The organism is Arenimonas sp., from assembly GCF_044348765.1.
Classification (GTDB): domain Bacteria; phylum Pseudomonadota; class Gammaproteobacteria; order Xanthomonadales; family Xanthomonadaceae; genus Arenimonas.
Map to the genome: position 1 here is coordinate 24,345 of NZ_JBIKSE010000019.1, position 8,727 is coordinate 33,071.

9 protein-coding genes are annotated in these 8,727 nt (G+C 57.7%); 2 read left to right on the plus strand and 7 right to left on the minus strand.

Annotation, left to right across the window (positions count from 1 at the left end):
* Window positions 1-26: 26 nt before the first annotated feature.
* On the plus strand, window positions 27-239 hold the full coding sequence (locus ACIQ0Q_RS04775; protein WP_395771807.1) for a TolC family protein: 213 nt from the start codon (window positions 27-29) through the stop codon (window positions 237-239).
* 4 nt (window positions 240-243) lie between these two features.
* On the opposite strand, the gene ACIQ0Q_RS04780 is transcribed toward ACIQ0Q_RS04775, so the two are convergent.
* The 5 genes from ACIQ0Q_RS04780 to ACIQ0Q_RS04800 form a co-directional block, all read right to left on the minus strand.
* Window positions 244-1,251, minus strand: coding sequence for a HupE/UreJ family protein (locus tag ACIQ0Q_RS04780; RefSeq protein WP_395771808.1), 1,008 nt, complete (start codon window positions 1,249-1,251; stop codon window positions 244-246).
* A complete protein-coding gene (locus ACIQ0Q_RS04785; RefSeq protein WP_395771809.1) occupies window positions 1,248-2,096 on the minus strand; it encodes a peptidyl-prolyl cis-trans isomerase in 849 nt (282 codons plus the stop codon). Before ACIQ0Q_RS04785 ends, ACIQ0Q_RS04780 begins: the two co-directional genes overlap by 4 nt.
* 71 nt (window positions 2,097-2,167) lie before the next feature.
* Entirely contained in the window at window positions 2,168-4,075 is a 1,908-nt protein-coding gene (locus ACIQ0Q_RS04790; RefSeq protein WP_395771810.1) for a DUF3604 domain-containing protein, read from the minus strand.
* A gap of 97 nt (window positions 4,076-4,172) precedes the next feature.
* A complete protein-coding gene (locus ACIQ0Q_RS04795) occupies window positions 4,173-4,940 on the minus strand; it encodes a hypothetical protein (protein ID WP_395771811.1) in 768 nt (255 codons plus the stop codon).
* 90 nt (window positions 4,941-5,030) lie between these two features.
* Complete coding sequence (locus ACIQ0Q_RS04800) at window positions 5,031-6,506, minus strand: DUF1254 domain-containing protein (protein WP_395770486.1); 1,476 nt, start codon at window positions 6,504-6,506, stop codon at window positions 5,031-5,033.
* Window positions 6,507-6,631: 125 nt separating this feature from the next.
* Between ACIQ0Q_RS04800 and ACIQ0Q_RS04805 the strand changes: the two genes are divergently transcribed.
* Window positions 6,632-7,702 carry an AraC family transcriptional regulator gene (locus ACIQ0Q_RS04805; RefSeq protein WP_395771812.1) on the plus strand — a complete coding sequence of 357 codons (1,071 nt, stop codon included), beginning with the start codon at window positions 6,632-6,634 and terminating at the stop codon, window positions 7,700-7,702.
* Window positions 7,703-7,719: 17 nt separating this feature from the next.
* Here the strand turns inward: ACIQ0Q_RS04805 and ACIQ0Q_RS04810 are convergent, their stop codons facing one another.
* Both ACIQ0Q_RS04810 and ACIQ0Q_RS04815 read right to left on the minus strand, forming a co-directional pair.
* Window positions 7,720-8,454, minus strand: coding sequence for a hypothetical protein (locus tag ACIQ0Q_RS04810; protein WP_395770484.1), 735 nt, complete (start codon window positions 8,452-8,454; stop codon window positions 7,720-7,722).
* Window positions 8,455-8,494: 40 nt separating this feature from the next.
* Window positions 8,495-8,727, minus strand: a 233-nt coding sequence (locus tag ACIQ0Q_RS04815; RefSeq protein ID WP_395771813.1) for a porin, incomplete at its 5' end; no start/stop codon positions are given.

Sequence of the window (8,727 nt, forward strand, 5' to 3'; positions counted from 1 at the left end):
GAGGATACTCCGTTTAGGGTGGACGCATGATTAAGGTTTCCGACAGTGTGCCGGACATGCGTTACAAGGCCGGAGTCAACAGCTATCTGGAAGTGCTGGATGCCGAAAGCCGGCAGTATTCGGCCGAATTGGAACTGGCGCGGGCACGCCGTGATCTGTTGCTGGCGCATGTCGATCTGTACCGCGCCCTCGGCGGCGGTTGGTCGGACGAGTCCTTGAAACGGGGACCGATGGAATAAGGGCTCAGCTCCAGAATCCGGTCACCCGTTCAATCACCCAATAACTAGCCATGCCGCCGATCAGATAGACCGGCACCGGTTCCAGGCGCTTCAGGTCAAAGCGTGCAGCAATCAATTTCCTGGCCAGATGGTACAGGGCCAGCACCGCCAGAATGAACAGGATCTGGCCGACTTCCACGCCGATATTGAAGAACAGCAGCGCCAAGGGAATGCTGTTCTCCGGCAACCCGACTTCGGCCAGCGCGCCGGCAAATCCAAGGCCATGCAGCAGGCCGAAAGCAAACGCGATGATCCAGGGTTTGCGTGCGGTCAGGCCGATGCGGCCCTGGCGCTGATGCATGATTTCGACGGCGACGAACACAATCGACAGCGCGATGATGGCTTCCACCGGCGGACCGGGCACATGCAGCACGCCAAGCGTGGCCAGACTCAGGGTAATCGAATGCGCCAAGGTAAACGCGGTGATGGTCCACAGCAGACGGCGCGTGGATCGGACGATCATCACCAGCGCCAGCACGAACAGCAGATGGTCGAAGCCGAGCAGAATGTGTTCAATGCCGATGACGGTATAGGTCAGGATGATCTCGTAGGGCCCCGGACTCGGCTCAACGCTGAAGGCACTGCTGCCGGGTAGAATCCGTCCGACCTGTTCGCTGCCGTCTTCACGCACCACGCGCACGATGGCATCGGTGCGGGCTTCGGCCAGACCGGAAATGCGGATGGACTTGCCGTTCAATCCTTCCGGAACGCCGATGCGCCAACGCTTGATGGCCATGTTATTGGCAAATACCACGCGCGGGATGGTCAGCTCCCGCGTGCCGTCAGGGAAATGCGGCGTTAGTTTCAGGGCGGTGCTTTCGTCCAGCGCCGGCAGCTTCCACATCACCTCATAGGTTTCGGCACCGGTCTGGGTCAACTGCAGATAGGCGGGCTTGAAGTCATCGGCACCGGCCCTTTGCGGAAGCCACAGCAATAATGCCGCCAGCAAGGTGATGCAAACACGCTGGATCACGGTTTATCACCTTTGACTGTCTTGCCATCGATGACGATCCGGTAGTTCGCCGCCATCTCGCGGTAGCTTTCGGCACTATTGCGCTCACGGCGGTCGTTTTCCCATTCGCGTTGCACCATCGGCCGGATATCCGCCAAGGACGGCAGCTCGGCCGGCTGGCGCTCGCCGATGCGTACCAGATGAGCACCGAAGCCGGACGCAATCGGTCCCTGCCAAATATCCACGGGCAATGTCGCCAGCTTTGCGGCGAAATCCGCACCGAAGTCACGGACAATCCGATCCAGCGGCTGTCGCTCAATTGTTGATGGAAGCAGGGTTGGCTGACCGAATGCGGATGATGGCGCACCACGGTTCAGTTCCGGCAAGGCCGCCTTGCTCCGGGCCTCGATATCGGCCACGGTCGCATCGCCAGAGAAATACACCTGTTCGAAACTCAGCACCGGCGGGCGCCTGAATTTGTCCGGATTTTTGGCCAGATAGTCGGACAGTTCGGTATCGGTCGGCGTCAGCTGCTCACCAGCCTCCTCCGACATGACCTCCATCTTCTGGCGCACGCGGCGCTTGATGACCGGATCATCACCATCCATGCCCATCGCCACACCTTCGCGGTACAGCACTTCATCACGGATAAAGGAGTCAATCAGGCCGCGGCGTTCTTCCGGCGTCGGGTCACGGCTCCAGACCGCACGGAACTGGTTTTCCAGACTTTCGATACGGGCGGCACTGACCTCGATGGTGCGGCTGTCGGCACTCTCCGGCGCCACGCGGCCGTACAGGAGGAAAAGAAATACACCAATCAACAGGAAGTGCAGGACGGGTTCACGCAGGATGTTTCGGAAATTCACACAGGCTCCGTTAAAAAAATGGCGGAGTGTGGCACTCCGCCGTTGAGGATACCATTAGGTTTTATGCCGCTTCAATTGGGTGAATACCAGATCGGTGAAGTAAATGCACGCTCCTGCAGGCTCGTTGGAATGTTGTCGGGCATTTTATCTTTGAAGCGCATCTGATCATATGCAGTCCAACGCGGTGTCGGAATTTCCAGAACACGGGCGTAATAAACCGCCTTCAGGGCAGGATCGAAATCGGGATCGGCCCAGTGGGCGATCAGTTGTGCGGCACCGATGCTGTTGGCATAGCTCGCCTTGGCCATATCAACAGTGTTACCTACCGGCGGCAACTTGCCGGCGGCATCGGGTTTGCGTTCACCGGCCCAGACCACCTCGTAGATTTTTTCATGGGTCTTGCCATCGGCACCCAGCCAGCCCTTGATGACCTGCACGCGATCCAGGTTGGCGCCATCGGGGTCCTTCATGGCGGCAATCAGGAATCCTGCTTTCTTGCCGGCCGGCGCGGCTTTCAAATCACCACCCATCGGAACGCCTTTGCTGTAGCCGGCTTTGGCAACATCACCGGCGGCATCCGAATCAGCGAAATCATAGCCGCCGAAGAAGCGTACCGTCATGCGCGGGCCGGTGGTGGAAAAGGTTTCGCGGCGCATCATCGCATCCCAAATCGCGGCACGTGTATTCGAGGTGGCCCAGACGCCGGTGTAGCCCGCTGCGGACTGCTCCCATCCGCGATGGCCGCCGGGGCCGGGACCGCCGGTAACCACCGGCTGCCAACGACCGGCTCGCGGTTCCAGATTTTTGAACTTACCCCAGAAATTGTTTTCTTCCGCGGTGGCCAGGCCGGTATGGGTATCGGTACCGGACTGCGCGCCGTATTTGAACGGATTGGCACCCAACTTGGCTTCCAGCCGCAGCCCCGATTTCAGCGCTTCGCGGTAATACTCGGTTCGGATCATGCCCGGCTTTTTGACCACGCCGTTCAGATTGCCGGTATCCCACATATCCCAGCTTGCGAATTCATCGCCCGGCGACAGGCTCGGATGACTTTCGCTCTGGCCCTTGATTTGGGTCAGCTCGAACAGGCGTTCCCAGCGCTGACGATTCTGGGCATATTCAGCCGTCATCGGTGAACCGTCGAAGCGGGTTTCCTCGAACATGCGTCCGTTCGATAGATTGCCATTGTGCGGAATGGCGAGCACCTTGCCACCGGTCTTCTGCTCATAGGCCGCCATCCAGTCCCACAATTTTTCGGCATCTTCGCTCTGGAAAGTAGTGAACGGAATCATCTGTTTTGCGAAACTGGCATCGTCGCGATAGATGACATTCCGGTGGAGGTTATCGCCGCCGCCGGCATTGCTGGTCCACTCATAGCCGATCATGGCGGTGAAAGTGCCGGGCTTGTTGTATTTATCGGCGGTGGCTGCGGTTTTCTGCCAGGCCGAAACCATCCATTTCGGATCCATGACCTGCTTCGGCAAATTGCCGTTCGACTGTCGATTGATCACTTCCAGCACGGCGGCGCCGCGCGCCTTGGGATCGTTGCCCTTCATGGCTTCATACAGCGTATTGAGGAATGGGTCGGCAATCATTTCAGGGTTGCCGGACTGGACTTCATTGATCGTACCCATGCCGTCTGAGTGGTCGGTGATTACCATCCAGTCAAGCGGGCGTTGTAACTTAACCATTTGGCCGCTATTCGAGGTAACCTCTGCGCCACTTGCCAGACGGAAGGCATCTTCGGGCGAGGTGACGGCACCATCCAGGCCGGCATCGAATGACCACCCGGTATGCACGTGCGTATCGCCAAAATAGGCGCGCTCCGGATATCCCGTTTCGGGCGTGACCGGTGCCTGCGTTGTTGCAGCGTCGCTGCTGGCCGGAATTTCAGCCGCAGGCGCCTTCGGCTTGCAAGCCGCGATGACCATAAGTGACAGGGCGAGGGAAATCATGATCGAAATCTGCTTTGTCTTCATTGCGATAGCTCCTAAAACTTAAGGTTAACTGACGGGTGACGATAAACCTGATACTTCTATTGACCCACGCTCCCGTGAACGGAGTGTGCTTCCGGCTTCAAAAACCAATGACTTTATAGCCTACTTCCAAGCCCCAGCTTCCAGGCCTGTCGCTGCCGGCATACACCGATGGTTTGGCGAACAGAATGCCATTGCCGCCTAACTGCGGACCGAGCACGCGCCCGAAGGTGACCGCTAGGCTAGCGAACTGTTTGTCGTTTTCCCAATCGAAATTCAGGGCCGGATCGTAGGTAATCAGATTCTTCGGATTGGCCAACTTGGGCACATAATAGAAATCGATGGTGGTGGTGTTCACATCGGGGCGGTTGCCGTCGCCCCAGAGACTGTTGCTCTGCACCAAGGCCGGCGCGAAGATGTTGCCGCCCTGCAGGAATTTAGCGTAGATGAAGGTGCCCTTGAACACGTTCTGCCCGGTGCCCAGTTCGGGCCGGCCAGCGGTATCGAAGATCAGTTCGCCCTTGGCCACGAATGCATGCTGTTTGGTCAGCCCGAACACATGGGAAATTTCCAGCGAGGCATCGCCGATGTCGTAGCCGTCATCGCCCAGCACATCGACATAGGTCACCGGCACACGCACGCGCAGGGCATAACTCTGTGCCTCATCCAGCGGCGTGGTATAACTCAGGCGCAGCGTGCCGCTGCTGAATCCGTTCTGCAGATCGAGGTATTCGTACTTGGCCTCGGCCACGGTCTGCAGTTTGGTCGGATCGGTGCCGTTGTTGACCGCTTTCGGTGCTTCCGCATCCTGGGCCAATGCTCCGGATACAGCCAGATTCAAGAGAACAAAAGCAATACTATTCCGCATGGACACACTACTCCCCTGACGATATTTGTTGACCATATTACAACGGATATGCATGCGCTCGTCATCGTCCAGCAAGCGTGTAAGAGCCACTCAATTCAAGTGCTCAATATCATTGAGCTGCCAGGACTTGTCAAAATAGGACTCAGTCGCAGCATAGAATCGGAAGTATGGAAACCAGCCCTTGCCAGCCGTGGTTTTGATCCAGTTGGTGGCGCCGGCCGGGCGCTCCGGACCAAAATAGACGTCGACCGAGCCATCGGCATTGGTGACCAGATCCGGTTTTCGTGAGCTCAGGTCGGCTGCACCCTGGTCGGTGATCAGCGGTCCGCGGGTCAAGTTGTCATACAGGGTGATGGACCAGAACTGTCGGACTGGTGGGTTCGGCTCCACACGCATCTTGTAGGTTTTTCCACCATCCAGCCAGTTGCCATCCTTGTCCTTCGAGGTTTCCAGGTAGACCTGGCCGAACCCGACGATGCGGCCCTGCATGCCGGTCGACATGCCGATGGCTTCGTAAAACCAGGAGGCGCGCTCGTCGAACTGCACCCGGGTCTGTTCCGGATCTTCCTGATTGAGATCGAACTTGACTGCGTATTCCCATTGTTTTCCGGGATACACGGTCGCGCCTTCGAAGCGTTTTTCATAGGCGATGGTGCGGGCCATAAGCTCGCCGGTCTTGGCGGCCTCGGTGAGGATGCGGGCCTGGCGCGCATCCGGCTTGAATGCCTGACCGGGCGAAATGCCAAGCGCCTTCAGCATGCCGAACATCATGCGGTCGCGCGGGGCCACTGGCTCGTTGGCATACAGCTCGGCCAGCAGACGCCAGTACTCGAGGGTATTCGGCTGCGCCGACTGCCAGTCCTTGCCGCCGACTTCAAGGTATTTGGTTTCCGGGGCATTGGCGCGCTGGCTCCAGGAATAAATGCGGTGCTTGCGCACGGTCGCGTCAGCCACTGCCTTGTCCGGGTCAAGGCCACGGGTGCCGAACCAGACTTGATTGCTCGGGGATTGCACCACATAGTAGCCGTCAGCCGTCACCGGTTCGCTGCCGGGCGGAAGAATGAGGTACTTGCCGCCGGCGCCTTTATCCGGCCCGGTCTGACCCATATCGGTAATCGGCTGCTGCCAGATGTCCAGGACGCCACCGGCGGTCAGGCCGGCAGGCACATCGACCACCATCGGGCCCTGCTTGGCCAGATCCCAGAAACTGAAGGCATACAGGGTGGTGATGTTGGGGGTCAGCATCCCTGCCTTGTCTTTCAGGTCACGGTAGAACACGACATCGCCGTTGGCGGCGCCGAAGGTTTTGCTCTGGGCGTCGTAGAGGGCCTTGTAGCCGACCGCCGGCAAGGCCCAGAGATAAGCCTGCGTTGCCCGCTGGTAATCCATCTCGTCGTACAGCTTCTCGGCCGTTTCGCGGCTGGGGTAGCCGTTTTCGAACTGATAGCCGGACGTGGCAGCAACCGTGGACGATCCGCCATCGACCGCGGGCTGTTTTTTGCAGCCGGAAACGGCGGCCACGCCTGCAAAAAATACTGCCGAAACAAGCCATTGATATGTCTTCATAATTTTCTCCTGAAAAATAGATTTATAGGTATTTTTATAGCTTGATGGTAGTCGAGTCTTGCCGTATGGTATTTGCCTTAACGGTCAATTTATTGCCCTTGGCCGCGCCTCCGTAAAGGTAACCCATGTCCAGTGCTCAAACGCTCAAGCCGATGACGTCCACCATGTGGCTACGCTACATGGTGGAAGCCATCAATAGCTCGGGACAGGATGGATTAGATCTGGCCCAGAAGGTCGGCATCGATCTGGATATGCTGCACGTGCCGGAAGGCGCCCTTGCCGACCAGCTCTGCTACGATCTTCTCAATGCGGCGGCACTGGAATCCGGAAACCGCGATTTCGGTCTGGCTGCTGCCAACACCTTCAAACCCACCGCGATCGGGGCCCTCGGTTATTCGATGATGACTGCCGAGAACCTGGATGCCGCGTTGAGTCGCTGTACGAATTACATCGGATCGCTCACCAGCGCGACCAGTGCCCGCCTGATCGCTGCGGAAGACGGAAAATGCTTCGAAATCCACTTCCAACATGCCCGACTTCCGGAAGTCCGTCAGGTTCATGAATTCTGTTCTTTGTTTACATTGAACTTCCTGCGCTGGATTACCGGACAGGAACTGCATCCACTGCGAATTGCATTCACGCACCGCAGCCCGAACCGGCCGGCCATCTACCGACGTTTATTCCGATGTCCGATTTTTTTCGATGCCGAATGCGTCTCGATGCAATTCAGCAAGGCGCAACTGGCGATTCCGCTGCTCACCGCTAACGATTCCCTGGCCTCCATCCATGACCGGTTTGCCGAACAACGCATGCAGCAGTTTGGCGTATCCCCTTATACCCAGCAAGCCCGACGATTGATTGCCAAACTTCTTCCGGATGGAGAGCCGAGCCGGAATGATATCGCGACTCGGCTTAATCTGACCGATCGCACTTTTCAGCGCAGACTTGAAGAGGAAGGCACGCAGTTTTCGGATATCCTCGATGATGTGCGTCAGAACATGGCGCACATCTACCTCGCCAACGAAAATATTTCTCTTCATGAGTCGGCCTGTCTACTGGGCTTTTCTGGTCAAAGCAGTTTTACACGAGCCATCAACCGCTGGTTCAACTGCACGCCGCGCGAGTTGCGTCTTCAGATCAACAAGCGAGGCGGCGATAGAGCTCCAAAAAAAACGGCGCCGAAGCGCCGTTTGTGAAGCACCGTCTAAAGTAATCAAAAGTTGAAGGTATAGCCGATAACCGGGCCATGCAGTTGCAGGGAAATCGAGGTGGTTTTTACGGCCAGCTCGGTATCCATGTAGCGATAGCCGAAATTCCAGGCGCCGCCACTCTCGGTTCTGTAGGCAAAAACGATGCTGGTGCTGTAGGTGCCCTCGGTATCACCCCAGGACCCATCAGCACGCAGTGAATAACCCCACTTGTCGCTGATGGTGCCTTTGTAGCGGGCGCCCAGCATGGCATCGCTGAAGGACTGGTCAACGCCGACATTCCAGGTGTTGAGCAGTGCAGCGTTCGGATCGATGTCCACATTAAAATCGACCACGATATGGCGCAGACCGCCGAACACTTCGAGTCCCTGGTTGCGCACTTCGCCCGGCGCCCAGACACCCGCGAGTTCATACACCAGTGCATCGAGATCGGCATCGGACTGAGCGAAACGACCGGTACGATCATCGGCCATCGAAAGATACAGGACATCACCGAACGCACCGAAGTCATCACCCTGGCCTTCCACATGGCCCATGAACGCCATATCGATTTTGCTGATGATGTTGCTGAAGTCGGTTTCATTGCCGACCGGCGGCGCATCCTCGCGCAAATCGGAGGAAATGGATGCTGCCCAGACATACGGGGTCAGCCCCCAGTCCCAGCCTTCATCGGCGTGTGCATTGGCCAGCGGGGTACCAGCGAGGACGATGGCGGCAGAGAGCAGATTACGCAGTTTCATAATGGATCCTTGTCAGTTTTTCTAGAGTAGATAGTCGCGCTCAGTATACCCATTGAATGCGGCTGAGCACCGCATCGGTCACGCCGGTCACGCCGTTTTTATCCAACCAGGTACGTCCCCAGCCAATGCCGAATTTCCAGCGCTTAGTGGCCCACCAGTTCAGACCCAGATAGGTTTTCTCAAAAGATCCACCCGCTACCGCGTTGTCATCGAGATCAAGATTGGAGTAGCGCGCGACCAGTTCGGGTGCACCCCATCGGCCGGTCGGAATCA